Source organism: Saccharopolyspora erythraea, from assembly GCF_018141105.1.
GTDB lineage: Bacteria > Actinomycetota > Actinomycetes > Mycobacteriales > Pseudonocardiaceae > Saccharopolyspora_D > Saccharopolyspora_D erythraea_A.
This window is the reverse complement of record NZ_CP054839.1, coordinates 3,970,819-3,996,776: the sequence shown is the minus strand read 5'-3', so window position 1 is coordinate 3,996,776 and position 25,958 is coordinate 3,970,819. Positions and strand designations below refer to the sequence as shown.

27 protein-coding genes are annotated in these 25,958 nt (G+C 71.6%); 11 read left to right on the top strand and 16 right to left on the bottom strand.

Annotated features, from left to right (window positions below; all coding sequences use genetic code 11):
• The first annotated feature begins 294 nt into the window (after window positions 1-294).
• Window positions 295-1,155, top strand: coding sequence for an SDR family oxidoreductase (locus HUO13_RS18170; RefSeq protein WP_211902491.1), 861 nt, complete (start codon window positions 295-297; stop codon window positions 1,153-1,155).
• 27 nt (window positions 1,156-1,182) lie between these two features.
• On the top strand, window positions 1,183-3,207 hold the full coding sequence (locus HUO13_RS18165; RefSeq protein WP_211902490.1) for a CocE/NonD family hydrolase: 2,025 nt from the start codon (window positions 1,183-1,185) through the stop codon (window positions 3,205-3,207).
• Between the two features lie 53 nt (window positions 3,208-3,260).
• Here the strand turns inward: HUO13_RS18165 and HUO13_RS18160 are convergent, their stop codons facing one another.
• Window positions 3,261-4,079: a DUF1206 domain-containing protein gene (locus HUO13_RS18160; protein WP_211902489.1), complete on the bottom strand. Its 819-nt coding sequence runs from the start codon at window positions 4,077-4,079 to the stop codon at window positions 3,261-3,263.
• Window positions 4,080-4,219: 140 nt separating this feature from the next.
• Between HUO13_RS18160 and HUO13_RS18155 the strand changes: the two genes are divergently transcribed.
• Window positions 4,220-5,281: an NAD-dependent epimerase/dehydratase family protein gene (locus HUO13_RS18155; RefSeq protein ID WP_249125004.1), complete on the top strand. Its 1,062-nt coding sequence runs from the start codon at window positions 4,220-4,222 to the stop codon at window positions 5,279-5,281.
• A gap of 61 nt (window positions 5,282-5,342) precedes the next feature.
• Here HUO13_RS18155 and HUO13_RS18150 read toward each other — a convergent pair whose 3' ends face one another.
• From HUO13_RS18150 to HUO13_RS18110, 9 genes are all read right to left on the bottom strand, one after another.
• Window positions 5,343-5,687, bottom strand: coding sequence for a DUF3618 domain-containing protein (locus tag HUO13_RS18150; protein WP_211902488.1), 345 nt, complete (start codon window positions 5,685-5,687; stop codon window positions 5,343-5,345).
• Window positions 5,684-6,106 (bottom strand): phage holin family protein, encoded by a 423-nt coding sequence (locus HUO13_RS18145; protein ID WP_211902487.1) that lies wholly within the window; start codon window positions 6,104-6,106, stop codon window positions 5,684-5,686. The genes HUO13_RS18150 and HUO13_RS18145 overlap by 4 nt, the downstream gene beginning before the upstream one ends.
• A gap of 50 nt (window positions 6,107-6,156) precedes the next feature.
• Window positions 6,157-6,339: a hypothetical protein gene (locus HUO13_RS18140; RefSeq protein ID WP_211902486.1), complete on the bottom strand. Its 183-nt coding sequence runs from the start codon at window positions 6,337-6,339 to the stop codon at window positions 6,157-6,159.
• A 349-nt stretch (window positions 6,340-6,688) separates the two neighbouring features.
• Window positions 6,689-7,186: a hypothetical protein gene (locus HUO13_RS18135; protein WP_211902485.1), complete on the bottom strand. Its 498-nt coding sequence runs from the start codon at window positions 7,184-7,186 to the stop codon at window positions 6,689-6,691.
• Window positions 7,187-7,671: 485 nt separating this feature from the next.
• On the bottom strand, window positions 7,672-8,766 hold the full coding sequence (locus HUO13_RS18130; RefSeq protein WP_211902484.1) for an ABC transporter ATP-binding protein: 1,095 nt from the start codon (window positions 8,764-8,766) through the stop codon (window positions 7,672-7,674).
• A gap of 118 nt (window positions 8,767-8,884) precedes the next feature.
• Window positions 8,885-9,712, bottom strand: coding sequence for a carbohydrate ABC transporter permease (locus tag HUO13_RS18125; RefSeq protein WP_211902483.1), 828 nt, complete (start codon window positions 9,710-9,712; stop codon window positions 8,885-8,887).
• Window positions 9,709-10,677 (bottom strand): carbohydrate ABC transporter permease, encoded by a 969-nt coding sequence (locus HUO13_RS18120; protein WP_211902482.1) that lies wholly within the window; start codon window positions 10,675-10,677, stop codon window positions 9,709-9,711. Before HUO13_RS18120 ends, HUO13_RS18125 begins: the two co-directional genes overlap by 4 nt.
• Window positions 10,674-12,029, bottom strand: a complete 1,356-nt coding sequence (locus HUO13_RS18115) for an ABC transporter substrate-binding protein (RefSeq protein WP_211902481.1) — start codon at window positions 12,027-12,029, stop codon at window positions 10,674-10,676. Before HUO13_RS18115 ends, HUO13_RS18120 begins: the two co-directional genes overlap by 4 nt.
• Window positions 12,022-13,026 carry a zinc-dependent alcohol dehydrogenase family protein gene (locus tag HUO13_RS18110; RefSeq protein ID WP_211902480.1) on the bottom strand — a complete coding sequence of 335 codons (1,005 nt, stop codon included), beginning with the start codon at window positions 13,024-13,026 and terminating at the stop codon, window positions 12,022-12,024. Before HUO13_RS18110 ends, HUO13_RS18115 begins: the two co-directional genes overlap by 8 nt.
• A 123-nt stretch (window positions 13,027-13,149) precedes the next feature.
• On the opposite strand from HUO13_RS18110, the gene HUO13_RS18105 reads away from it, so the two are divergent.
• The 8 genes from HUO13_RS18105 to HUO13_RS18070 all read left to right on the top strand — a co-directional run bounded on the left by HUO13_RS18105 (window position 13,150) and on the right by HUO13_RS18070 (window position 22,150).
• Window positions 13,150-14,145 (top strand): sugar-binding transcriptional regulator, encoded by a 996-nt coding sequence (locus tag HUO13_RS18105; protein WP_211902479.1) that lies wholly within the window; start codon window positions 13,150-13,152, stop codon window positions 14,143-14,145.
• Window positions 14,146-14,414: 269 nt separating this feature from the next.
• Window positions 14,415-15,245 (top strand): S1 family peptidase, encoded by an 831-nt coding sequence (locus HUO13_RS18100; RefSeq protein ID WP_211902478.1) that lies wholly within the window; start codon window positions 14,415-14,417, stop codon window positions 15,243-15,245.
• A 105-nt stretch (window positions 15,246-15,350) separates the two neighbouring features.
• Window positions 15,351-15,920: a PadR family transcriptional regulator gene (locus HUO13_RS18095; protein ID WP_211902477.1), complete on the top strand. Its 570-nt coding sequence runs from the start codon at window positions 15,351-15,353 to the stop codon at window positions 15,918-15,920.
• Window positions 15,917-17,944 carry an NADPH-dependent 2,4-dienoyl-CoA reductase gene (locus HUO13_RS18090; RefSeq protein ID WP_211902476.1) on the top strand — a complete coding sequence of 676 codons (2,028 nt, stop codon included), beginning with the start codon at window positions 15,917-15,919 and terminating at the stop codon, window positions 17,942-17,944. Before HUO13_RS18095 ends, HUO13_RS18090 begins: the two co-directional genes overlap by 4 nt.
• A gap of 176 nt (window positions 17,945-18,120) precedes the next feature.
• Window positions 18,121-18,333, top strand: coding sequence for a hypothetical protein (locus tag HUO13_RS18085; protein ID WP_249125002.1), 213 nt, complete (start codon window positions 18,121-18,123; stop codon window positions 18,331-18,333).
• Window positions 18,334-18,404: 71 nt separating this feature from the next.
• On the top strand, window positions 18,405-19,907 hold the full coding sequence (locus tag HUO13_RS18080; RefSeq protein WP_211902475.1) for an FAD-dependent oxidoreductase: 1,503 nt from the start codon (window positions 18,405-18,407) through the stop codon (window positions 19,905-19,907).
• Window positions 19,907-21,082, top strand: a complete 1,176-nt coding sequence (locus HUO13_RS18075) for a carboxylate-amine ligase (protein WP_211902474.1) — start codon at window positions 19,907-19,909, stop codon at window positions 21,080-21,082. Before HUO13_RS18080 ends, HUO13_RS18075 begins: the two co-directional genes overlap by 1 nt.
• A gap of 27 nt (window positions 21,083-21,109) precedes the next feature.
• The gene (locus HUO13_RS18070) at window positions 21,110-22,150 is read left to right on the top strand and encodes an iron-containing redox enzyme family protein (protein WP_211902473.1); all 1,041 of its coding nucleotides are present in this window, start codon (window positions 21,110-21,112) and stop codon (window positions 22,148-22,150) included.
• A gap of 74 nt (window positions 22,151-22,224) precedes the next feature.
• On the opposite strand, the gene HUO13_RS18065 is transcribed toward HUO13_RS18070, so the two are convergent.
• From HUO13_RS18065 to HUO13_RS18040, 6 genes are all read right to left on the bottom strand, one after another.
• The gene (locus tag HUO13_RS18065) at window positions 22,225-22,440 is read right to left on the bottom strand and encodes a CDGSH iron-sulfur domain-containing protein (protein ID WP_211902472.1); all 216 of its coding nucleotides are present in this window, start codon (window positions 22,438-22,440) and stop codon (window positions 22,225-22,227) included.
• Window positions 22,424-23,080: a HemK2/MTQ2 family protein methyltransferase gene (locus HUO13_RS18060; RefSeq protein WP_211902471.1), complete on the bottom strand. Its 657-nt coding sequence runs from the start codon at window positions 23,078-23,080 to the stop codon at window positions 22,424-22,426. Before HUO13_RS18060 ends, HUO13_RS18065 begins: the two co-directional genes overlap by 17 nt.
• Before the next feature lie 86 nt (window positions 23,081-23,166).
• The gene (locus HUO13_RS18055; protein ID WP_211902470.1) at window positions 23,167-23,616 is read right to left on the bottom strand and encodes a hypothetical protein; all 450 of its coding nucleotides are present in this window, start codon (window positions 23,614-23,616) and stop codon (window positions 23,167-23,169) included.
• A gap of 342 nt (window positions 23,617-23,958) precedes the next feature.
• Window positions 23,959-24,528 carry a hemerythrin domain-containing protein gene (locus HUO13_RS18050; protein WP_211902469.1) on the bottom strand — a complete coding sequence of 190 codons (570 nt, stop codon included), beginning with the start codon at window positions 24,526-24,528 and terminating at the stop codon, window positions 23,959-23,961.
• Between the two features lie 167 nt (window positions 24,529-24,695).
• On the bottom strand, window positions 24,696-25,244 hold the full coding sequence (locus HUO13_RS18045; protein ID WP_249125000.1) for a hypothetical protein: 549 nt from the start codon (window positions 25,242-25,244) through the stop codon (window positions 24,696-24,698).
• Between the two features lie 365 nt (window positions 25,245-25,609).
• Window positions 25,610-25,819 (bottom strand): hypothetical protein, encoded by a 210-nt coding sequence (locus tag HUO13_RS18040; RefSeq protein WP_211902468.1) that lies wholly within the window; start codon window positions 25,817-25,819, stop codon window positions 25,610-25,612.
• Between the last annotated feature and the right edge of the window lie 139 nt (window positions 25,820-25,958).

Below are 25,958 nucleotides of genomic sequence, written 5' to 3'. Positions count from 1 at the left end.
GAGCGCGGCGCACATGCGCGACGCGCGACGATTCAGCGCTCGGGAGGTCTCACAGGGTCTACAACGGCACGTCCTTGACCAGACGACTTGGTCCGGCAGGACGGTAACGGCGCACAGCGGCGCTGCTCCACCGGCTCGGCCTGCCCGCTGCCGCTTCGTGCGGGTGTGCGCAGGAGTGCGCTCCCGCACACGATCACCACGCATAGTTCCGCGCGGTCACGGGTATCTCCTCGCCAGTGCGAAAGGTCGTCCGTCCGCTCCCCGCGGCGCGAGCGGACCGATCGGAGGTCGTTCATGTCCGACGAACAGCCACCGGGCCAGCAGCAGGCGCACCCGGGCACGACCCGGGCGATGGAGCCGGTGCCGCGCGACGAGATGCGCGACTACCGCGGGCGCGAGCTGCTGGCGGGCGAACGGGCGCTGATCACCGGTGGCGACTCCGGCATCGGCCGCGCGGTGGCCGTCGCCTTCGCCAAGGAGGGCGCCGACGTCGCCATCGCCTACCTCTCCGAGCAGGAGGACTCCGATGCCCAGCGCACCGCCGAGCTGGTGCGCGACCAAGGTCGGCGCTGCGAGCTGCACCGGAGCGACCTGGCTTCAGAGGAGGCGTGCCAGGACCTGGTGCGTCGGACCGTCGAAGAGCTCGGCGGGCTCGACGTGCTGGTCAACCACGCCGGCACGCAGGCGCCGGTGGAGAGCTTCACCGACACCACCACCGAGCAGTTCGACCGGACGTTCAAGGTCAACGTCTACAGCCCGTTCTGGCTGATCCGCGCGGCGCTGCCGCACCTGGGCGAGGGCTCGGCGATCATCAACACCGGCTCGGTCAACGGGCTGCGCGGCAACAAGACGCTCATCGACTACTCGGCCAGCAAGGGCGCCATCCACGTGCTGACCATGTCGCTCGCGCAGTCGCTGGCCGGCGAGGGCATCCGGGTCAACTGCGTGGCCCCCGGACCGGTGTGGACGCCGCTGATCCCCTCGACCCTGCCCGAGGACCGCGTCGAGGGCTTCGGCGGGCACGTGCCGATGGGCCGGATGGCCCACCCGGACGAGATCGCGCCCTCCTACGTCTTCTTCGCGGCCGATCAGCTTTCCAGCTACTACACCGGTGAGGTGCTGGCGCCGGTCGGCGGCGAAACCCATCCAGGCTGACGAACCGCACCGGCAGAAGGGGTGAGCATGAAGGCAGTAACGTCCCTGCCGCACGAAATCCGCGAGGACGAACACGTCTGGATCCCCCTCCCGGACGGCACCCGGCTCGGCGCGCGCATCTGGCGGCCCGTCTCCTCCGACGACGAGCCGGTTCCGGCCGTGCTGGAGCTGATCCCGTACCGCAAGCGCGACTTCACCGCGCTGCGCGACTCCATCCACCACCCGTACATGGCCGGTCACGGCTACGCCTGCGTGCGGGTGGACCTGCGCGGCAGCGGCGAGTCCGAGGGGGTGCTGACCGACGAGTACCTGGAGCAGGAGCTCTCCGACGGTGAGGACGTCCTGGCGTGGCTGGCCGAGCAGCCCTGGTGCGACGGCCGCACCGGGATGATGGGCATCTCCTGGGGCGGTTTCAACGCCTTGCAGATCGCCGCGCGCAAGCCGGCGAGCCTCAGCGCGATCGCGACGGTCTGCTCCACCGACGACCGCTACGCCGACGACGTGCACTACATGGGCGGGTGCCTGCTCAGCGACAACCTGTCGTGGGCCTCGACGATGTTCGCCTACAACTCCTGCCCGCCCGACCCGGAGCTGGTCGGGGACCGCTGGCGGGAGATGTGGTACGACCGCCTGGAGCACAGCGGGCTGTGGCTGCACGAGTGGCTGAGCCACCAGCGCCGCGACGACTACTGGCGGCACGGCTCGATCTGCGAGGACTACCACGCCGTGCAGTGCCCGGTGCTGGCCGTCAGCGGGTGGGCCGACGGCTACTCCAACGCGGTGTTCCGCCTGCTGGAGAACCTCGACGTGCCGCGCAAGGGGCTGATCGGCCCGTGGTCGCACAAGTACCCGCACCTCGGCCAGCCCGGCCCGGCGATCGGGTTCCTGCAGGAGCTGGTCCGGTGGTGGGACCGGTGGCTCAAGGGCATCGAGAACGACGTCATGGAAGGTCCGATTCTGCGGACCTGGATGCAGGAGAGCGCGGTCCCGTCCACCGCCTACGCGGAACGGCCGGGCCGCTGGGTCGGCGAGCCGGACTGGCCGTCGCCCGCGGTGCACGCGCACGAGTTCCTGCTGGACGAGAACACGCTGGTGTCCGGGGACGCCGGTGTCGAGGACAGGCCGCTGCCCATCGAGTCGCCGCTTTCGGTCGGGCAGTTCGCCGGAAAGTGGTGCTCCTACAACGCGCCACCCGATCTGCCCTACGACCAGCGCGAGGAGGACGGCGGGTCGCTGGTGTTCGACACCGAGCCGCTCGGCGAGCGCTGCGAGATCCTCGGCGCCCCGGCCGTGGACCTGGACTTCGAGGTCAACCAGCCGGTCGCGATGGTCGCCGCCCGGCTCTCCGACGTGCACGCCGACGGGCGCGCCACGCGCGTGACCTACGGCCTGCTCAACCTCACGCACCTGGACGGCCACGCCGAACCGGAGACGCTGGTGCCCGGCAAGCGCTACCGTGCACGCGTGTACCTCAACGGCTGCGCCCAGGCGTTCCCCGAGGGGCACAAGATCCGGTTGTCGCTGTCGACGTCGTACTGGCCGCTGGCCTGGCCGCCGCCGAAGCCGGTGCGGCTGACCGTCCACGCAGGTACCTCGAAGCTGGTGCTGCCTGCCCGGCCGCGTCCGGAGACCGAGCCCTACGGCGACTCCCCCTTCGGGGAGCCCGAGGGCACGCCACCGCTGTCGGAGACCCGGCTGGTGCCAGGCGACCAGCGCTGGACCGTCTCGCGCGACCTCGTGGGCTACGAGTCGGCGCTGGAGGTCGTCAAGGATCTCGGCGTCGTGCGCCTGGACGACATCGGCCTCAAGCTCAAGCGCCGCGCCTACGAGCGCTACTCCTGGGTCGGTGACGACTTCGGGTCGGTGTGCGGCGAGAACGAGTGGCGCATGCGGTTCACGCGCGAGGACTGGGACGTCGAGACCGTCACGAAGACCGTGCTCACCTCGACGCCCGACGACTTCGTCCTGCACGCCCAGCTCGACGCCTACGAGGGAAGCAACCGGGTGCTGTCGAAGAACTGGCAGCACACCATTCCCCGCGACCACGTGTAGGGCTCCGCGGACCGGCCGGCGTCCGGGCGCGCTCCCACCCGCCCGGGCGCCGGTCACCTGCGGTGCGCGGCGGCCGCGGCGACGCAGAAGACGGCGAACGCCGCGAACCCGGCGGCGATTGCCACCAGCGCGACCTGCCCGAACGGGTAGCCGGCGAGGAGGTGCAGGGCCTGGTCGAGCCCACCCGACTTGCGCGCGTCGACCGAGAGGGCCGCGGCGGCGAACAGCCCCGCGATGCTCAGGTAGGCCAGGCCCTTCGCGATCCAGCCCACGACCCCCAGGCGCCGCACCCACCTGCGCACACCACCGGGGAACGAGCGCATGTCCATGTCCTCCTCGAAGCTGCGCAGGACACCGCGGCGAATGGTCGCGACGGCGACCGCGAGGACGACCGCGGCCACCAGCCCGACCAGGAGACCGCCCGCGGGCAGGGTGAGCAGCGTCGCGGTCAGCCCCTGCTGCTGGCTGTTGCCCGAACCGGTCGGGCTGCCCATGAGCTGTTTCACCGCCAGCCCGCCGATGCCCACCGCGACCACGCCGCGACCGGCCGCACCGAGCTGCCTGGTGACTCGGACGGCCTGCTCGCGCACCCAGCCGAAGCCGATCAGCGCAAGGCAGAACTGCGACAGGGCGAACCCGAACAGGCCCACCGCCAGGACCACCAGCACCACCGTGCCCATCGGCTGCGCGGCGAGCTTGCCGATCGCCCCCTGCGGAGCGGCGTGCTCGGCGCGGTCGCCCAGCGCGATCTGCAGCGCCAGTCCGGCGATGACCAGGTGCACCAACCCGTAGGCCGACCAGCCCGCGACGCCGAGGAACCGGACCAGACCGCTGTTCTCCACCTGCCGCGCTCGGCGCACCAGACCAGCCACCGCAGTGACGCTACCCGCGTCGCACCTGCTCAGCAGTCGTCCGCGGCCGGGCCCCCGGGGAAACCGCGGTAGTTTCCCCGCTCCGCCGCCCGGGTAGGTCCCCTGACAGGGCCGATACCGCCGCGATGGGAGGAACCGCGATGAGCGCCAGGGAATCGATGCGCGTAGTCGTCGTGGGGGCGACCGGCAACATCGGCACCAGCGTCGTCGAAGCGCTCGGTGCCGATCCGGCGGTGTCCGGAATCGTGGCGATGGCCAGGCGCGAGCCCGCGCAACTCGGCCCCAAGGCGACCTGGGTCCGAGCCGACGTCACCAGCGACGAACTGGTGCGGCACTTCCGGGGCGCCGACTGCGTCGTGCACCTGGCGTGGATCTTCCAGCCGACCCACGACCCGGTCACGACCTGGCGCAACAACGTCATGGGGAGCCTGCGGGTCTTCGACGCGGTGGCCGAGGCGGGAGTACCCGCCCTGGTGCACGCCTCCTCCGTCGGCGCCTACTCGCCGGGGCCGCGGCGCGCGGTCGACGAGTCGTGGCCGACGCACGGCTGGCCGGGTGCGGCCTACACGCGCGAGAAGGCGTACCTGGAACGCAGCCTGGACACCTACGAGCGCGAGCACCCGGACATCCGCGTCGTGCGGATGCGGACCGCATTCTCGTTCAAGACCCAGGCGGCTTCCGAGCAGCGCAGGCTCTTCCTCGGGCCGTTCGTGCCGAACCGGCTGGCGCGTCCGGACCTCGTCCCGCGCATCCCGGCGCTGGCCGGCCTGCGGTTCCAGGCGGTGCACAGCAGCGACCTCGGGGAGGCGTACCGGCTCGCGGTGCGTTCGGACGTCTCCGGCGCCTTCAACGTCGCTTCCGAACCGGTGATCGACTCGGAGGTGCTGGCGGAGCTCTTCGGGGCGCGGACGTTCCGGATGCCGGTGTGGCCGGCACGAACCGCGCTCGCGGCCGCGTGGCACTTGCACCTCGTACCCGCGTCCCCGGGCTTGTTCGACGCCTTCCTCCGCCTGCCCGTCATGGACATCTCGCGAGCGCATTCGGTGCTGGACTGGTGGCCGAGGCGCAGCTCCACCGAGGCGGTCGAGGAGTTCGTGCACGGTCTCAGGGAGACCGCGGGCGCCCCGACTCCCCCTCTGCAACCCAGGATTCCGGGCGGACGAGTCGCGGAGATCAGGACCGGAGTCGGCCAACGCCAGTAGCGGGCGCACGCCCACAGTGGACGGAGTTGTGGCCTATCCCCCGGGTCCAGCCGGGCGCGACCTATCGCCCGGAAAGCGCGCACAGCCGGAAGAGCGGCTTCACCTTCGGCTTGGGCGCTCTTCTCCTGGCCAAGGCGTAGACGGCGATGCCCACCGCGGCGGATGCAGCGACGTAGACCCAGACGTCGTTGCGCGGGTCGCCAACTCGATGCGCCACGTCGGCGGCGCGGTCCTGAGTGCCCTTCACCCGCTCGTACACCGCCTGCTTGGAGCGCTCCGGCGCCCGCGCGCGGTTGGCGAGCTCCTGGATGGTCTCGCCCAGCTCCTCCCGGGTCAGCTCCCGGTCCGCGTCCAGCCGATCCGCGTCGTCGTCGCCGGTGTCGCGGCCCCGGTGCTTCGCGCTCATCGCCGGCCCGCCTCCTTCACCAGCTCGACGTCCTCCCGGACCTCGCCGATGGTCCGCTCCGGCACGGCCGGTGCGGCCCGGCGCAGCCGGGAGCGGCCCACCAGAGCGGCGCCACCGGACACCAGCAGCAGCACCACCGCCACGATCAGCGCCGCCAGCCAGGCGGCGAGCACCAGCGACAGCAGCAGGACCACCGTGGCGACCAGCGTCGCTCCACCCAGCAGGCCGAACACGCCCGCCGCGCCGAGCGCGGCGGCGCCCTTGCCCGCCTCCTTGCCGCGCTCCCGCATCTCCCGCTGCGCGAGCCGCATTTCGGTGCGGACCAGGTGCGTGAGCTGTTCGCTGAGGTCGGCGACCAACTGCGGGGTGGAACGCTCGGCCGCAGAAACCCGGTGCACGGGCTGGACTCGCGTCGCCATGGTCGGCCCCTTCCGGTTTCTGCCGGCGGGCTAGCGCCGCCGGCTTCGCGTCAGCGCTCAGGGCGCTCCCGCTCGCTCACGAACGGCTCCTCGCCCGGGTCGTCGTCGGCGGGCGGCTCGGCGTCGAGGGACTCGTCGGCGCGTGTCGGGTGGTTGCCCCGCAACCGTCCCTCCATCTCCTTCTCCAGCTCGTCGTCCCTCATCGGACTGTGCTTGTCACTACCGCGCGTCATCAGGCGGCCTCCTTCCATTGCTCGGTCGCCGCTGCGGCCCGCGGCACGACATCGACCTACCCAATGCCCAACGCCGGGCAAACGTGATCGGCATCCCCACCGGATGCGTCGAACAGCCTTGCAATCCGGTTCCGGCCGGATGCGCACGGATGAGCCGGCACGACGAGGTCTCTGCTCGCCGCCGCTTGGGCTGCGAGCAGAGACCGTCGTGAGGGGCACCTAGGCTTCTCGCGAGGACAGCTTCGACGCCGCGTATCGGCCATACGTCAGTCGAAGATCCCGGAGCGAGAAGGCGGCTGAGGTTCCGCCAGGCGACCCACTACGCAAACCACATCCGAAACACGTCCTACTAGCTCGTGGCGCCCTCCGCCGGGGTCTGCGCGGTGCGCTGGGCCTGCGTGCCGGTCGCCGGCTCCTGCGCGGTCTTCTTGACCGGCGTGGTGGTGTTGCCGCCTGCCGGAGCGTGCGTGTGCTCCTCGACGCGCGCCGCCGTCAGCTCCTCGTCGAGCACCTGGACCTGCTGGCGGGAGCGGACCTTGGCCAGCACGCCGATCGTGATGCCGTGCGCCAGCGCCAGGATCAGCAGCAGAACCCCCAGCTTGGCGACCGTGCTCTCCAGCGGGGTGCCCACGTCCAGGTTCACGGTGGAGATCAGCGCCAGCACTCCCAGCGTGGCCAGGTGGAAGACCACCGTGATCAGCTGGTTGACCGAGTCGGCGACCTTGGAATCGGGGTAGACGGCTCTGAGGTACGTGGTGCCGCTGCGCCTGATGAGCTGGCCGTCGACGACCACCAGCACCACGCCCACGATCAGGAACATCACGTACGAACCGGCATCGGCTGCCATCGTCAGACTCCCTTCCGGGCTCGGCTGATCGCGATGATCACGCCTCACCGCGGTACCCGGAGGCGGAGCCGATCCAAACACCGCAGCGGCCCGGACGACGATGCTTCGCCTCATCGGCGTAGCGCGGCACTGCTGCCGGGCCTGCGCAGTGGTTGTCCAAGTCCGGCCTGCGGCGTTGCGCGCGGGGCCAGCCGCGCCGGGCACCGGCCTGGGACCACCGGACACTCGCTGGAGGAGACTTCGTGGGTCCTGGGCAGCCCCGCCGCGGTGGTCGGCGGCGGTGATGAGCCGGTGGAGCGTGTCGGTCATTTCCTCGAGCCGTGCCGGGGCGGGCGCCCTCGCACACCCGCCCCGGACACGTCTGAACCCGAGCCACCGCCGACGAGCACGCCGACACCGCCGTCGGACCGCGGCCACCGTCATCGCCACCGTCCACAACGGACACCAGCGGTCCGGCCACGCACTGACGCCGCGGGCCGCCGGGCTCAGCTGCCGATGCGTAGGGTGGTGTCCGGGCGGAAGAAGTGGACCTCGTCGAAGTCGCGCAGGGTCACCCGGAGCCGCTCCCCCAGCCGGGGAGGGACCCGCCCGTCGACCCGCACGACCACGCGCTTCTCCTCGCCACCGTGGGACAGCGTCCCGTGCACGTAGCCATCGGCACCGAGCTCCTCGACCAGTTCGACGGTGAGGTCGAAACCGGCTTCGCTCTCGCCCGCGGGCCGCAGGCACTCCGGCCGGACGCCGAACACCACCCGCGAGAGGTCACCGACCTCGGCCGCGACGTCGCGCGGCAGCGGGACGGTCAGGCCGCCCAGCTCGATCCCGTCGCTGCCGGGGACCACCTCCAACAGGTTCATCGACGGGGAGCCGATGAAGCTCGCCACGAACGAGTTCGCCGGGTGGTCGTAGAGCTCGCGGGGCGAGGCGCACTGCTGCAGCAGCCCGTCCTTGAGCACCGCCACCCGGTCGCCCATCGTCATCGCCTCGACCTGGTCGTGGGTGACGTACAGGGTGGTGGTGCCCAGGCGCCGCTGGAGACCGGCGATGTTGGCGCGGGTCTCCACCCGCAGCTTCGCGTCCAGGTTGGACAGCGGCTCGTCCATCAGGAACACGCTGGGCTCGCGCACGATCGCCCGGCCCATCGCCACCCGCTGCCGCTGACCGCCGGAAAGCGCCTTCGGCTTGCGGTCCAGGTACTTGCCGAGGTCGAGCATCTCGGCGGCCTCGGTGACCTTGGCGCGGATCTCGTCCTTCGGCCTGCCCCGCAGCTTGAGGGCGAAACCCATGTTCTCGGCCACCGTCATGTGCGGGTACAGCGCGTAGGACTGGAACACCATCGCGATGTCCCGGTCCTTCGGCGGCAGCCCGGTCACGTTGCGCTCGCCGATGCGGATGTCGCCCTCGTTGACGTCCTCCAGGCCCGCGAGCATGCGCAGCGCCGTGGACTTGCCCGAGCCCGAGGGGCCCACCAGCACCAGGAACTCGCCGTCGGCCACCTCCAGGTCGAGCCGGTCGACCGCGCGGACCGGGGTGCTGCCCGGGTACACCCGCGAGGCGCTCGCGTAGACGACTTCAGCCATTGAAGTGCTCCTTGTTCGTAACTTCTGCCGCAATGCTCGTCGGTGCGGAAGGAGGATCCGCGCTGCGCGCGGATGGCCCTGCGGGCCACTTGAAGCCCCATCGGGGGCTTCAAGCCGGTTACTTCACCGCGCCCATGGAAAGGCCGCGCACCAGGTGGTTCTGGGCGATCCAGCCGACCACCATCACCGGCAGCGAGGCCAGCAGCGCCGCCGCCGAGAGCTGCGCCCAGTACAGGCCCTCGCTGGTGATGAAGCCGACCAGGAAGACCGGCACCGTCCCCGCCTGGGCCGCGGTGAGGTTCACCGCGTAGAAAAACTCGGTCCAGGAGAAGATCACGCAGATCAGCGCGGTGGCGGCGATGCCGGGCGCGACCACCGGCAGCACCACCCGGAACAGCAGCGTCGGCAGGTTCGCGCCGTCCACGCGGCCCGCCTCGACCATCTCCTTCGGCACCTCCAGGAAGAACGAGCGCATCATCCACACCGCCAGCGGCAGGTTCATCGCGGTGTAGAGCACGACCAGCGCCCAGACGTTGTCCAGCAGCTTGAGGTTCTGCGAGATGACGTAGAGCGGGATGATCGCCGCGACGATCGGCAGCATCTTGGTGGACAGGAAGAAACCGAGCGCGTCGCGGGTGCCCGGCACCGCCGCGATCGACAGTGCGTAGGACGCCGGCACCGCCATCAGCAGCACCAGCACCGTCGACACGACGGTCACGAACGCCGAGTTGCCCAGGTAGGGCAGGAACCCGCGCTCCAGGACCCCGGCGAACTGCTCCAGCGTCGGGGTGAACACCAGCCGCGGCGGGTCGGTGTAGGCGTCGGCCTCCTGTTTGAAGGAGGTCAGCACCATCCACAGCAGCGGGAACACGAACAGGACCGCGACCAGCCAGGTGAACGCCGTCAGCGCCGACCGGCCGAGCGGAGTGCCGGCACGCGTACTCATCTCGCCTCCCCGCTCACCCCGAAGGTGCGGAACATCAGTCGCAGCGCGAAGGTCGCCACGACCAGGGTCAGAACCACCACGATCACGCCCATCGCCGAGGACTGCCCGACGTCGAAGCCCTCGAAGGCGCGCTGGTAGATGTAGTAGGGCAGGTTGGTGCTCGCGGTTCCCGGCCCGCCCTGGGTCATCAGGAAGATCGCGTCGAAGCTGTTGACGACGTAGATCGCGCCGAGCAGCACCGCGAGCTGCATGTACCGGCTCAGCTGCGGCAGCGTGATCGAGGTGAAGATCCGCCAGCGCCCGGCACCGTCGACCTGCGCGGCCTCCAGCACCTCGCGGGACTGCGCCTGCAGCCCGGCCAGCACCAGCAGCATCATGAACGGCGTCCACTGCCACACGACCTGGGCCATCACCGAGGCCAGCGGGTACTCCGACAGCCAGTCGGTGTCACCGCCGAAGACGAAGTTCAGCAGCCCGTAGGTCGGGTCGAACATCGTGGTCTTCCACAGCAGCGCCCCGGCCGCGGGCAGGATCAGGAACGGGGTGATGAGCAGCGTGCGCACCACACCCCTGCCGACGAACTGGCGGTCGAGCAGCATCGCCAGCCCGAGTCCCAGCAGCAGCGCCACCAGCACGCAGACCACGGTCAGCAGCACCGTGTTGAGCATCGCGCCGCGGAACTGGCTGTCGGCGAAGACGTCGACGTAGTTGCGCAGCCCGACGAAGTGCCGCGACCCGGGGCGCACCAGGTTCCAGGACTGGAACGAGTAGAACACCGTGAGCAGGAACGGCACCTGGGTGACCACGACGGTGAACAGCAGGGCGGGCATCAGCGGTGCCCGGCGCTTCCACGCCGTCGCCGACCACTTGCCCGCCTGCTTGCGCGGTTGCGGTCCTGCGGTTCCCGTTCGCTCGGCGACGTCCTGCGCGGGCTGGGTCGGAGTCGTGGGGGTGGTCGGAGTCATCTCGTCTCCCGGTACGACTCGCCGACGGTCTCGGCGTACTCCTGGGACTGCCGCAGCGCCTCGTCGACCGAGATCTGTCCGGCCACGGCGGCGGAGAGCTGCTGGCTCACGCGGGTGCCCAGGTCCTGGAACTCCGGGATGCCCGCGAACTGGATGCCCGGGTAGGGCACCGGACGGGTCATGGTGTTGGCCTGGGTGGCGCGGTTGATCCCGTCGAGGGTGGGCTGGGCGTAAGCCTGCGCGGCCTGCTGGTACTCGGGGATCTGGTAGGTCGACAGCCGGCAGCCCGGCGGCACCCGGTTCCAGCCGAAGGTCGTGCCGACCTCCCGCACGAACCGCTTGTCGGTCATCCACCGCATGAACCGCCACGCGGCGTCCTTGTCCTCGGCGACCTTCGGCATCGCCAGCGACCACGTGTAGAGCCAGCCGCTGTCGGGCGTGCGCTCCACCGGCGCGGCCACGTACCCGGACTTGCCCACGACCTTGCTGCTGGTGGGGTCCTCGTTGGTGCCGGCCATGACGGTGGCGTCGTACCACATCGCGGCCTGCCCCTGGGCGTAGCGCGTGCCGCACTCGGAGAACCCGGCGCTGGAGGCGCCGACCTCGCCGTGCTCGCGCACCAGGTTCACGTAGAACTCCGCGGCCGCCCGGAACTCCGGCGAGGTCAGCTGCGCGTTCCAGTTCTCGTCGAAGTAGCGGGCCCCGAAGGTGTTGGCGACGGTGGTGAACGGCGCCAGGCTCTCGCCCCAGCCGGGCTTGCCGCGCAGGCAGATCCCGGCGACGCCCGCCTTGTCGTCGTCGAGCTTCGCGGCGAACTCCGCGACCTGCCGCCAGGTCGGCCGCTCGGGCATCTTCAGCCCGGCGCGGTCGAAGAGGTCCTTGCGGTAGGTCAGGAACGAGGACTCGCCGTAGAACGGCACGGCGTGCATCGCGCCCTGGTAGGACAGCGAGTCGCGGATGCTGGGGATGAAGTCGTCGGGGTCGTAGCCGGGGCTGGCGTCGATGTAGGGCTGCAGGTTCTCCAGCCAGCCGTTGGCCGCCCACTGCTGGGTCTCGTAGTTGCTGATCATCACCACGTCGAACTCGCCGCCCTCGGTGGCGGTGGACGAGGTGATCTTGGCGCGCGCCTGGTTCTCGGGCAGCTGCACGAACTTCAGGTGGATGCCCGGGTTCTCGCGTTCGAACCGGTCCGCCAGCGCGACCGCGTCCTCCATCTGCGGGTTCGACACGATCGCCACGACCAGTGTCCGCCCGCCCGCACCGAGCGCCCCGGCGCCCGCGCACCCGGTGAGCATCAGCAGTGCCGCCACCGCGAGCAGCGCCAGCACTGGGTTCCGCCGCCTGCTACGCATCGACACCTCCCGGTAGCACCTGCACCTTCAGTCCCGCACCGCTGCGCATCAGTTCCAGCGCCTTGGGGAAGTCCTCCAGAGTCAGCCGGTCGGTGAGCAGCTCGTCCGTGTTCACCGCACCCGATGCCACCAGGTCCAGCGCCGCGCCGTAGCTGTGCAGCACCGCCATCGAGCCGACGATGGTGATCTCGTCGTTGTAGATGCGGAACGGCGACAGCGACACCCTGGCCTCGGCAGGGGCGACGCCGAACACGAGCAGCCGGCCGCCGCGGCGCAGCGAGTCGAAGGCGGCCTCGATCGCGGGGGCCGCCCCGGTGCAGTCCACCGCGGCGTCGAAGCGCTCGCCGTCCAGCTCGGCGACATCGCCGGCCACGGCCACCGCGCCCAGCCTGCTCGCCCGGCCCAGCCGCGCGGTGTTGCGGTCGACGACCGTGACGTGGGCGCCGCCGCGCTGCAAGAGCTGCTGCATCAGCAGGCCCATCGTGCCCGCGCCGACGACCAGGAAGCGCTCACCGGCCTCCACGCCGATCTGGCGCACGCCGTGCACCGCGCACGACACCGGCTCGACCAGCGCGCCCTGCTCCCAGGTCATCTCGTCGGGCATCCGGTAGCAGGTCGCGGCGGGTACCGACACGTACTCGGCGAACGCACCGTTGACGGTGTCGCCCGTGGCGTTCCAGTTCGCGCAGAGGTTGCCGTGCCCGGAACGGCAGGGGGTGCAGTAGCCGCAGAACAGCGACGGGTCCACCGCCACGCGGTCGCCGATCCGGAAGTCGCCCGGGGCCTCGGACCCGAGCTCGACCACCTCACCCGCGAACTCGTGCCCGGGCACGATCGGATACGGGGTGGGCGGGAAGTGCCCGTCGGCGATGTGCAGGTCCGTGCCGCAGATGCCGCACGCACCGACCTTGATCACCACGTCCCGCTCCCCCGGACTGGGGTCCTGCACGTCGCCCACCCGGACCGAACCGGGCCGGTCAACGATCGCGGCTCGCATGCCACTCCTCCCGCTCGTTTGAGCACTCACGTGAGCGAGCGCCCTCGCAACATGTCGAGAATTGAAGACACAGCCCGGAGTTACGTCAACCTTTCCGGGGGATTTCAATGCTATTGTGCTCATATGAGCAGGAACTCACCCACTCCCGGGCTCGGCGAGACCATCACCGCCGCCGCCATCGCGCGCCGGTTCTACCTCCAGGGGCAGTCCAAGCTGGAGATCGCCGAGGAGTTCGGGATCAGCCGGTTCAAGGTCGCCCGCATAATCTCAGCAGCTCAGGAGAGCGGACTGATCCGGATCGAGTTCGACATGCCCTACCCGATCGACGTGCCGCTCTCCGACGAGATCCGGTCCGCCTACGGGCTGCGGCAGGTGCTCGTGCTCAACCGAGCGCACACGGACGAGGAACGGCCCGAGCGGCGCAGGCGGATCGGCGCGCTGGCCGCCGAACTGCTCTCCGAGATCGTCACCTCCGACGATGTGATCGGGCTTTCCTGGGCACGGTCGGTCAACGCGATGGCCGAGTCGATCCGCTCGCTGCCGAGCTGCCCGATCGTGCAGCTGTGCGGGGTGCAGGCGGGCATGGACATGCGCGACCGCTCGGTGGAGACCGTCAACCGGGTCGCGGCCGCCACCGGCGGCCAGGCGTACCCGATCTACGGCCCGCTGGTGCTGCCCGACCGGCGCACCGCGCAGATCCTGCGCGAGCAGCCCGGCATCGCCGAGACCTTCGCCCGGTTCCGGCAGCTGACCAAGGCGGTGGTGAGCATCGGGGCGTGGCAGGAGGGCGAGTCCACGGTCTACGACGCGTTGAGCCCGGCCGAGCGCGAGGCGATCGGGCGTCGCGGGGCCACGGCCGAGGTCGCGGCCCGGCTGTTCGACGCCGAGGGCAACGCGCTCTCGACCGGACTGGCGCACCACGTGCTGGCGATCACCCAGGAGGAGCTGCGCCGAGTCCCGGAAGTGGTCGCGCTGGGTTACACCGAGCCGAAGGCGGCCGCGATCGACGCGGTGCTGCGCTCGGGCATCGTCACCACCCTGATCACCGACGCCGAGGCCGCCGACGCCCTGCTGGAACGGGCCACCCGGCGCCCTCCCCAAACCGCGGCGCAGGAGTGACCCCGGCCGACGTCGCCGCCCCAGCCGTGAGTTTTCCGGGTCGCTGTGGCAGCCCAGAAGACCCACGGGATTCCCTTGCGCATGCACCGTCGGCGCCCGGTCTCGTCATCCTCGGGTAGTCATCCTCCGGGCGCCCTCCGCCCGCCACTTTGCCCGACGAAAGTCCACAGCCCGCCGCACTTTCGCGGGTAGCCCGATCGAGTGAAGATCTTTTAGCCTCCGTACCCGCTCGGTGAAGGACGCCGAGCGTGGGAAGAGGGAGAGCTCCTTTGGGCAAGCGATCGATCGTCGCAGCTCTGCTGGCCGCTTCCGCCGCGACCGCGCTGACCGCGGGATCGGCGGTGGCCGCACCGGGCGCGGGCGGCGCCCAGCCGTTCATCGTCGGCGGGCAGGACGCGACCGAGACCTACGCCTTCATGGCCGGGATGCAGACCAAGGACGGCGAGCACAACTGCGGCGCCGCCGTGATCAGCCCGGAGTGGCTGGTCACCGCGGCGCACTGCGTCACCGACTCCAGCAACAACCAGCCGCACGACCCGTCGCAGTGGCAGTACCGGATCGGCACCACCGACCGGACCCAGGGCGGCGAGGTCGTCGAGGTGGACAAGTTCGTCCCGCACGAGAAGTGGAGCTGGACCGGGTCCGGCAACTTCGACGTCGCGCTGGTGCACCTGGCCAAGCCCGTGCAGGCCGCCCCGGTCGAGATCGCCGCCGAGTCGCCGAAGGCTGGCGCGGAGGTGCGCGAGATCGGCTGGGGGCTGACCTGCCCGGAGCGCGGCTGCGGCGATGCCCCGGTCAAGCTGCAGCAGCTCGACACCACCATCGCCGAGGACCAGGCGTGCCGCGCGGTGCCGGACTCGGGCTTCGACGAGGCCAGCGAGCTGTGCATGGACAACAAGGGCGGCGCCGCGAGCGCGTGCTTCGGGGACTCGGGCGGTCCGGCCGTGGTCAAGGCGGGCGACCGCTGGACGCTGGTGGGCGCCACCAGCCGCGGCCAGAGCGCCAACTGCCCCGAGCACGCCGGCATCTACACCGACGTGACGGCGTACAAGGACTGGATCGCCCAGCACACCGGCGGTCAGGTCGCCTCCGCGCGCTGAGCGCACGACGGCAGAGGTCTCCCGCGGACCGCGACGGGCTCGCGGGAGACCTCTTCTTTATGCACACTGTTGCATTGCAACTTGATGCATACTAGGTTCCCGGTCATGGCGTTGGAGCACGCGATCCTGGTGTCGCTGGAGGAGCGGTCGGGATCCGGTTACGAGCTGGCCCGGCGCTTCGGCAAGTCCATCGGGTTCTTCTGGGCGGCGAGCCACCAGCAGATCTACCGGACGCTGAAGCGCATGGTCGAGCTCGGCTGGATCTCGTGCGACGAGGTGGCCCAGGAGAGCCGGCCGGACAAGAAGGTCTACCGCGTCAACGCCGACGGCCGCGCTGAGCTCGCCCGCTGGCTGGCCGAGCCGGTGGAGCCCGGCGCGATCCGCAACGACCTGGCGGTGAAGATCCGCGGGGCCTCGGCGGGCGACGTCGGCGGCGTGCTCGACGAGATCGCAAGGCACCGCCGGCGCCACGCCGAGCGGATCGAGGTCTACCGGACCATCGAGCAGCGCGACTTCGGCGAACCGGACCAGCTCACCGGCAGGCATCTGCACCAGTACCTCGTCCTGCGCGGCGGCATCCGCGTCGAGCAGGCGTTCGTCGACTGGTGCGACGAGGTGCTCGCGGCCTTGCGCTCCGACCACGACTCCCGAACCACCGAAGGCGATCACCGATGAGCGAGTTCCCGCACCTTCTCAGTCCAGTCGATCTCGGGTTCACCACCCTGCGCAACCGCGTGGTCATGGGCTCGATGCACACCGGTCTGGAGGACCGGGCCAAGGACTTCCCCCGGCTCGCCGAGTACTTCGCCGAACGTGCCCGTGGCGGGGTGGGCCTGATGGTGACCGGCGGTTTCGCCCCGAACCGCACCGGGTGGCTGTACCCGTTCGCCTCGAAGCTGACCACCCGGGCCGAAGCGCGCAGGCACCGGCTGGTCACCGACGCGGTGCACGAGGCGGGCGGCAAGATCGTCGTGCAACTGCTGCACGCGGGCCGCTACGCCTACCACCCGCTGTCGGTGTCGGCCTCCGCGGTCAAGTCGCCGATCAACCCGTTCCGGCCGCGTGCGCTGTCCGACCGCGGCGTCCGCGCGCAGATCCGGGCGTTCGCCCGTGCCGCCCGGCTGGCCCGCGAGGGCGGCTACGACGGCGTGGAGATCATGGGCTCCGAGGGCTACCTCATCAACCAGTTCCTGGCGCCCCGCACCAACCTGCGCACCGACCGCTGGGGCGGTTCGGCGGAGAACCGGCGCCGGCTCGCCGTGGAGATCGTCCGCCAGTGCAGGCGGGCCGCCGGGGACGACTTCATCATCATGTACCGGCTGTCCGCGCTGGACCTGGTCGACGGCGGGCAGACCTGGCAGGAGGTCGTCGACCTCGCCACCGCCGTCGAGGAGGCGGGTGCGACGATCATCAACACCGGCATCGGCTGGCACGAGGCACGCGTCCCGACGATCGTGACCTCCGTGCCCCGCGCGGCGTTCACCGGCGTCGTCGGCAAGCTGCGGTCCCACGTCTCGATCCCGGTGGTGGCCTCCAACCGGATCAACATGCCGCAGGTGGCCGAGGAGGTGCTCGCCCGCGGGGACGCCGACATGGTCTCGATGGCGCGTCCGCTGCTGGCCGACCCGGCCTGGGTGGCCAAGGCGGGCGAGGGCCGGAGCGACGAGATCAACACCTGCATCGCCTGCAACCAGGCCTGCCTGGACCACACGTTCTCGCAGAAGAAGGCGTCGTGCATGGTCAACCCGCGGGCCGGCAACGAGACGCTGCTCAACCTGCTGCCCGCGCGGACGGCGAAGAAGATCGCCGTGGTCGGCGCGGGGCCCGCGGGGCTCTCCGCCGCCGTCGGCCTCGCCTCGCGCGGGCACCGGGTCGAGCTGTTCGAGGCCGACGGGGAGATCGGCGGCCAGTTCGGCATCGCCCGCCGCATCCCCGGCAAGGAGGAGTTCGCCGAGACCATCCGCTACTACCGCCGCCAGATCGAGCTCACCGGTGTCGGCCTGCACCTGAACACCAGGGTCGGTGCGGCCGATCTGGTCGACGGCGGCTACGACGAGGTCGTCGTGGCCACCGGGGTGGCGCCGCGGGTGCCCGACATCCCTGGCATCGGCCACCCTTCGGTGCTGTCCTATGTGGACGTCGTTCGGCACGGCAGGCCGGTCGGCGAGCGCGTCGCGGTGATCGGGGCGGGCGGCATCGGGGTGGACGTCAGCGAGTTCCTCACCCATGCCGAGTCCCCCGCCCTCGATCTGGAGGCGTGGAACGCCGAATGGGGCGTTACCGGTTCCGATGACGCGCCGGGCGGTCTCACCGAACGCAAGCCGGAACCGTCGCCGCGCCAGGTATACCTGTTGCAGCGCAAGACATCGCGCATCGGACGCGGACTGGGCAAGACGACGGGCTGGGTGCACCGCGCGGCGCTGAAGGCAAAGCGGGTCGAGCAGCTCACCGGCGTGAACTACGACAAGATCGACGACGCCGGCCTGCACATCTCGTTCGGCCCGGAGCACGAGCGGCCCCGGGTGCTCGAGGTCGACTCGGTGGTGGTGTGCGCGGGCCAGGAGTCGGTGCGCGACCTCGTCGACGAGCTGACCGTCAAGGGCGTGCTCACCCACGTCATCGGCGGGGCCGACGTCGCCGCGGAGCTCGACGCCAAGCGCGCGATCGACCAGGGCACCCGGCTGGCCGCCGCCATTTAGGACATGTTCCGGATGCGGCTTGCGTAGTGGGTCGCCTGGCGGAACCTCAGTCGCCTCCTCGCTCCGGGATCTCCGACCGACGAAGGTTCGGCACGTTCCGTGGTCGGCGCAGGACTGCAGACCCGCGTGGTCGTTTGCGGCGGTGTCTCGACGGGTAGTTCGACCGGCTGGCTCCGATGACGGTGCTGGCCGGCGCCCGCGACGTGCTGCTGAGCGACGCCAGGCGGCTGCGGGGGCTCGCCGCCGAGCGCGGCGCGGGCATCGACTACGAGGAGTACCCGGGCATGTTCCACGGATGGGTGCTGCAGTCGATCCCCGAGGCCAGGCGCGCGACCGAACGTCTCGTGCGCACCCTCGACTCGGGCGTGCCGCACACGCGAACGGTGTGACGCCGACTCGACGGGGCGAGGCGGCCCGTCGTCACGCATAGTCGCACCGGGCGCGGGGTACCTATCCCACCATGGACGATGGTGCGGCGGACGCGTCGCTGTGGCTGGAGGCCGACCGGCCGGACTTCCCGGAGCTGCGCGGCGAGCGGCGCTACGACGTGGCGGTCGTGGGCGGCGGGATCGCCGGGCTCACCACCGCGCTGCGGCTCAAGCGCGGCGGCGCGCGGGTGGCCGTGGTGGAGGCCGAGCGCGTGGCCGCCGGTGCCACCGGCAACAACACCGCCAAGGCGACCGCCTTGCAGTCCACTGTGTACAGCGCGGTCCGCGCCCACCGCGGCGCCGAGGCCGCCGAGGTCTACGCCGCGGCGAGCACGTACGCGGTGGAGGAGATCGCGCGGATCGCCGAGCGGGAGCACATCTCGTGCGACCTGCGGCGGAGGCCGGCGTGCACCTACGCCACCCTCGAGGACCTCGCCGCCCTCGAGGAGGAGGCCGACGCCACCCGGGACGCCGGGCTCGACACGGTGTTCGGCAGCGACACCGACCTGCCGTTCCCGGTGGCCGGAGCGCTGCGGCTGGCCGAGCAGGTGGAGTTCCAGCCGGTCAGCTACGTGATCGGGCTGGCCCGTGCGGTCGCCGGCGACGGCAGCGACGTGTTCGAGCACAGCCGGGCGCTGGAACTGGAGGAGGGCTCGCCGTGCCGCGTCGTCGCGCAGCGCGGTGCGGTCGTGGCCGACCAGGTCGTCGTCGCCACCCACTACCCGGTCTGGGACCGTGGCGCGTTCTTCGCCAGGCTCGAACCGCAGCGCTCGTACTGCGTGGCCGCCCGCGTGCGCGGCACGCCACCGCAGGACCTTTCGATCAACGCGGGGACGCCGAAGCGGTCGGTCCGCTCGTACGGGAACCACCTGGTGGTGTGCGGCGAGGGGCACCCTACCGGCCACACCGGTGTGGGTCCGGAGGTCTACCAGCGCCTGGAGGACTTCGCCCGCGAGCACTGGGAGGTCGAGGCGGTCACGCACCGGTGGTCCGCCCAGGACCCCACGCCCTACGACCGCTTCCCCATGGTCGGCCACTACACACCGTGGTCGTCGCGGGTCTTCGTGGCTACCGGGTTCATGAAGTGGGGACTGACCGGCGGCACCTTCGCCGCCACCGTGCTCGACGACCTGATCGGCGGGCGGCACAACGACTGGGCCGACGCGCTCTCGCCGAACCGCTTCTCGCCCTGCTCGGCGATCGAGCTGGCCAGGATGAACCTCGGTGCGGGGGCCGACTTCGTCCGCGACCGCTTCACCCGCTCCCAGGTCGACCTGCCGGGCGAGGTTCCGCATGGCCAGGCGCGGGTGGCGCGCGAGGGCGCGGAGCTGACCGGGGTCTACCGGGGCGAGGACGGCGTGCTGCACGGAGTCGGTCTGCGTTGCACGCACCTCGGTTGCCTGGTGCGGTTCAACGCCGCTGAGCGCAGTTGGGACTGCCCGTGCCACGGTTCCCGGTTCGACGTCGACGGCGCGGTCCTGGAGGGTCCGGCCGTGCGGCCCCTGGAGGTCAAGCGGCTGGGGCGGCCGGACTGATGGGCCTGCAGGAGCACCCCGCCGCCCCCACCACGCAGCATCCCCCGGTGCAGGGCGGGGTGACGATCGGCGCGGAAGAGGAGTTCCTGCTGGTGGACGCCGCGTCGGGCCAGCTCGCGCCGCACGCAGAGGCGGTGCTCGAAGAGGCCGCCAACGGCCCGCTGGGCGCGCCGGACGCGCTGCTGCACGCCGAGATGCTCAACACCCAGCTCGAGGCCGCGACGGGGTGCTGCCGGACGCTGGAGGAGTTGCGCTCACACCTCGTGGCGGCGCGGACGTCGCTGGCCAGGGCCGCGTCGACGGTCGGTGCGCGGGTTCTCTCGTCGGGCACTCCCGTCCTCGCGGTGGAGGGCACCGGCACCAGCCGCGGCCAGCGGTTCGCCGACATCGCCGAACGCTACCGGGCGGTGGCTTCGGACTACCACGTGTGCGGCTGCCACGTGCACGTCGGCGTCCCCGACCGCGACACCGCGGTGGCCGTGGTGAACCACCTCCGGCCGTGGCTGCCGACTCTGCTCGCGATCTCGGCGAACTCGCCCTTCCACCTCGGCCACGACACCGGGCACGCAAGCTGGCGCGGGGTCCAGCAGCGGCTGTACCCCGGCTCCGGCGTCCCGCCGCACTTCCCGTCGCGGGACGCCTACGACCGCGAGGTAGCACGCCTGGTCGACTGCGGGGCGCTGGTGGACGACCGGATGTCGTTCTGGCTCGCGCGGCCCTCGCCCCACCTGCCCACCGTGGAGCTGCGGGTGGCCGACGCCCTGATCACCGCGGAGGAGACCGTGTTGCAGGCGGGACTCTCCCGCGCGCTGGTCCGCGCGGCGCTCGACGACCTCGCCGCGGGCCGGGAGGCCGACGAGGTGTCCGACCAGGTCGCCGCCGCAGCGGTGTGGACCGCGTCCCGGTACGGGCTCCGCGGACCCGCCGTGGACCCGGTGCCCGCCCGGCGCGTCCCCGCGCCGGAGATGGTGGAACGGCTGCTGCGCCGGGTTGCTCCCGCGCTGGAGGAGACCGGGGACTCGGCTCTCGTCCGGGAGGCGCTGGCGCACGTGACCGGCGTCGGCACCGGCGCCGAGCGGCAGCGGGCGGCGGCCGCCGCCGGAGGACCGCGCGAGGTGGTCGCCATGCTCGCGGCGGCCACCGCACCCGGGCGCACCGACCGGCTGCGAACCTGATCCGTGTTCCAGGAAAGGACCCCAGAAGTGCGCACCACGGCAGCATTCGACGACCAGGCCGTCGGGGCGGCCCTGCCCGCACCTCGCGGACCCGTCTCGGCCGCGATCCTCGACGCGCTGGCCAATCCTCCCCCGCCCGGCCCGCTGCCGTTGGCCGAGGCGGAACGCGCCGCGCCCTACGGCGAGGACCTGGCGCTCGCCCTGCACGTCTGCTACGAGCTGCACTACCGCGGCTTCCGAGTTGTTTCTCCGGACTGGGAATGGGATCCCGACCTGCTGCGCCTGCGCGGCGCGCTCGAACGGACCTTCCTGTCCGCGCTGCGCGCCGACGTCGAGGGCGGCGACGACGTCGAGGGAACGCTCGAGGCCCTGCTGGTCGAGCCCACCGGCGGCACCGTCTCGCACTACCTGCGCGACCACGGGAAGTGGTGGCAGCTGCGCGAGTTCTTCGCGCACCGGTCGATCTACCACCTCAAGGAAGCCGACCCGCACGTGTGGGTCGTACCGCGGCTGCAGGGCCAGGCCAAGGCCGCGCTGGTCGCCGTCGAGTTCGACGAGTTCGGCGGCGGCCGGGGCGAGCGGATGCACGCCCGCCTGTTCGCCGACCTGCTGGCCGGCGCCGGGATGTCCGGCGACTACCTGCACTACCTCGACGCCGTGCCCGCACCTCAGATCTCGATCGTCAATCTGATGTCGTTGCTGGGACTGCACCGCGGCCTGCGCGGTGCGCTCGTCGGGCACTTCAGCGCCGCGGAGATCACCACCGCGCCCAACGCCGACCGGATGGCCCGCGCGCTGCGCCGGCTCGGCGCGGACCCGGCGTGCACGCACTTCTTCACCGAGCACGTCGAAGCCGACGCCGTGCACGAGCAGATCATGCGCCGCGACGTCGTGGGCGACCTGCTCGCCCGCGAACCGGCGCTGCGCGCGGACGTCGTGTTCGGCGTGCAGGCCACCGATCTGCTCGAGGACGCCTTGGCGCGGCACCTGTTCGACTGCTGGCGCGACGACCGCACATCGCTGCGCGAACCCCTGCCGGACGACGTACGGGACGTGCGCGAGGGCTAGCGACTTCCACAAACGGCGTCCGCCGCCTGCGGTGTGGGACCCCCGCTCGCAACCGACTCCTGCAACATCCCCGGCTACCGCTGGTCGTCGCGTGCTCGGCGACGGTGGCTGGTGTCGCAGAACGGGTACCGCCGGCTGCGGCGGCACGCGCACACGGCCACCACGAACCGATCCGAGCACACCGTCGTGCCGTCGTCCAGGACCAGTTCCACCGGTCCCTCCACCAGGATCGGGCCGCCCCGCACCAGCGTCACGCGCCGCCGGTCGCGGTCGTCATCCCTGCCGCTCACCACGGACCACCACCAGTTCCTCGTCGCGCTGCCCCGGCTCGATCAGGCCGCAGCGCTCCAGCATCGGCGCGCGGGCGCGCAGCACCGGGCCGAACCCCTGCCTCCGCTGGGCCACCACCGACGCGTGCATGCCGCGGCGCCGCAGCTGCCGCAACGTCAAGTCCACATCGGACAGATCGGAGTGCACCACCAGCAGGATTCCGCCCGGGCTCAGCAGATCCGGCGCGAGCCCGCACAGCCGGTCCAGCAACGCACGGCCCCCGCGCCCGGCCTCCCACGCCCGCGCGGCCCCTCTGGCCGGCACCTCGTCGGCGTCCGACGGCACGTACGGCGGGTTCGAGACCACCGCGTCGAAACGCTCGCCGCCGAAACCCTCCAACGCGTCACCGTGCGCGACCCGCACCGGCATGCCGCGCAGCAAGGTGTTGATGCTCGCCGTGACGACCGCCGGCACGGAGACGTCCACCGCCACCACGCTGCCCGCTCCGGCGCGGACGGCCGCGACGGCCAGCGCGCCGGTACCGGTGCCCACGTCGAGCACACGGCCGCCCCTGCGCAGCCCCGAGTCGCTCAGCACCTCGGTGAGCAGGTGCGTGTCACCCTGCGGGCGGTACACGCCGGGCAGTCGAAGCAGGCGCATACCCGTGGTTTTCCTCCGATGTGGACGGCGAAACGTTCTGGCACCCCGCCACATCGCGAAGGCCACCACCGCTCTGCCAGGGACGGTCAGCCGGGTGCATGGGGGTCCTCGCCCGCGCCCAGGGTGGCGAGCCGCTCGACGAGCGCCGGGTCGCCCGGGTGCAGCGCCTCCGGCGCGTCCTGGTGGCCCTCCAGGTCGCCGGAGTCCAGCACCCGCAGCCAGGCCGACACGACCTCGGCGTCCGGCACCAGCGAGGCGGCGTCGGACTCGATGCCGACGCGGTAGAAGTGCTCGCCGTGCTCGTCGCGGTAGCCCCAGCCGCGATAGGGAGTCCAGAACACCAGCACGCCGGGCACCCCGCCCAGCTCGATCTCGATGCTCGGGCTCTCGGCGCCGGAGCGGGAACCCTCGAAATCCAGGCCGAGCATGCCGGCGGCGTCCCGGACCGCCGCGAGGTAGCTCGCCACCACGTCGGTCAGCTCCCGTTGACCCTGCGTGCGTTCGCGGACCTGTTCGTTCAGCTGCTGATCATTCATGTGCGGCTTACCTGCCAACCTTCTGGAGTAGTGCTTCGCGGACGCCGCGCGACCGCCTCCGCCCGTCAGGACGCCGAGCCGTCCGTCGCGCCCGGCCACGACGTGGTGGCTGGCCCGGCGCCCCGCGTTTCCCGCGCCGTGACGGCCAGGTCAGCGCCGCCAATGCCACAGCCGGTGCCACCGGCGTCGCGGGCGGTACTGGCCAGCCCTTCCGCGCGTCGACTCACGGCTTTCCTCCCCGGCTGCGATGTGCGACGGGCGAGCCGCGACGCTTCGCGGCGGCGCGGCCCTGCTCCGGCCTCGTTGCGGAGCTGTGCGCGGGTGCCGCTGGGCGGCCGGTGATCAGTGGCTGCGGCCGGTGAGGGCGTCGCGCATCCGGTCGATCATGCCCACGCCCGGGTCGAGGACCTTGTTCGCCGGCGGCCGGTCCGGCGCCGACGGGTGCGGCCGGGTCGGCGCGACCTTCTTCGCCTGCACGATCTTGTCGCCCATTTCCCGCAGATACCGCGGTGAGCACACGTCGCGCAGGCGGGGGAACAGGTCCCGCTCCTCATCCTCGACGTGGTGGCGGATCTCGCTGATCAGCTCCCGGACGAGCCGGTCGAAGTCGGCGCTGCCGGGATCGAGGTCCTCGATCCGCTTCATGACCGACTCGGCCTCGGCGTGCTCCCGGATCTCGTGGTCGGCGATCTCGTCGCCGTCGGGCAGGTGCTCGCGTGCGGCCGGGTAGAGGTGCTGCTCCTCGGCGACCGAGTGCCGCACCAGTTCGGTGATGATGTGGTCGACGAGGTCGCGGCGTGCCTCCGCGGACAGTCCGCCGCGCTCGTACTCGCCGAACGCCGACTCCACGTCGCGGTGGTCCTGGATCAGCACGTCGACGAGGTCACCGTTGTTCTGCGTTTCCTGGGCCATACCGGTCTCCTCACGCTGCGAAGCGAACCACTCGCTCTGGCGTTGCCTGAGCCGCCACGGGCTAAACCCTTCGCACGAGTGAGCGCGGCGCGAGCCTGACACTTCGTGGACGGGCCGCGACGAGCCAGGAGCTCCGAAGGAGCAGGGCGGAGCCGACCGGGGCGCGGTCAGGCCGCGGTGCTCGTGTCGGGCTCGATCAGCTCCAGCAGGCGCTCGCGGTGCAGTTCGGCCACCGGGGCCTGCAAATCGGGGTGGCGCAGCAGGAACGCCGCGTTCTGCTCGCGGCGCCCCGGCTCGGTGAGCCGGCCGAAGGAGGACGCCGGGACGCCTGGGGGCGCGGGCGGGAGCGCGGCGACCGCGCGGGCGGCCAGCGCCGGGTCCGCGAGCAGGCAGCACGCCCAGCTCGCGACGACCTCGTCGACCCAGGTGCGCCAGGCGTGGTCGGGGTGCTCCAGGTCGTGGACCTCGGTGCCCGCGAGCCAGTCCAGCCGCGCCGAACCGCCCGGGCCCGCGAGCACGACCAGCGCGGCGTCCACCTTTGTCGGGTAGCGCAGCGAGGCCGCCACGGTCACCGCCTGCTGCGCCTGCGCCTCGGCCAGCGCGCGGTCGAACGCTCCGCCGGAGGCCGGGTAGGCGGCGTTCAGCCACCGCGTGGTGGCCGCGACGACCGACGATAGATCCACCGACACGCGGAGGTGCCCTCGCTTTCCTCGCATCCGCTCGACTGTGCACGAACGGTGATGTTTTGCCTGGCCACACCACCGTAACGAGTTGTTTCACGTACTTGAAGACCTTGCCGCAGAGGTGAGCAATCACACCGGGTGCACGACTGCTGTGGTAGTGCCGTCCGACGAGGTATGGCCCAATCTGCGCCGGGGTTAGCACGTCCGATGCCGACGCGCAGGAGTCGATCGAGCATGGACGACGGGCTCGGCACGCGGCGCCACCCGGACGCAAGCACCGCCCGACATCCGGCTCGGCTTCGGCGAGCTGGCGGCCTACCTCGGCGGGACGACGCTGGGACAGCCCCATCGCCAGGAGCCGTTCTGACCGGCGACGCCCCGGGCCGGGCTGCGGGCGGTCACGACAGGCCCAGGTGATCGCCCATCGAGTAGTCGGGGTGGGCGTGCACCAGCCGCCACGCGCCTCCGACGCAGTCGTCGGGCAACGGCGGCAGCACGTGGCTGTCCCGTTCCGTGCTGAACGTGTGATCGCATCCGCCGTCGCACTCGTACAGGCCGCCCAGCGGGGCCTGTTCACCGGGCTTGCGGAGCTTGCCGACCACGGCCATCGAGATCAGATCCTTCCACCGGCGCCCCTGAGTCCTCCGCCGCGCGGCATGCCGCCGCGACCGCGCCGACGGCGCTGCGCGGACGTCCACCGAGATACCCCCGCCGGTACGGCGGAAAACCGCGTCTCGCAGGGCTCCG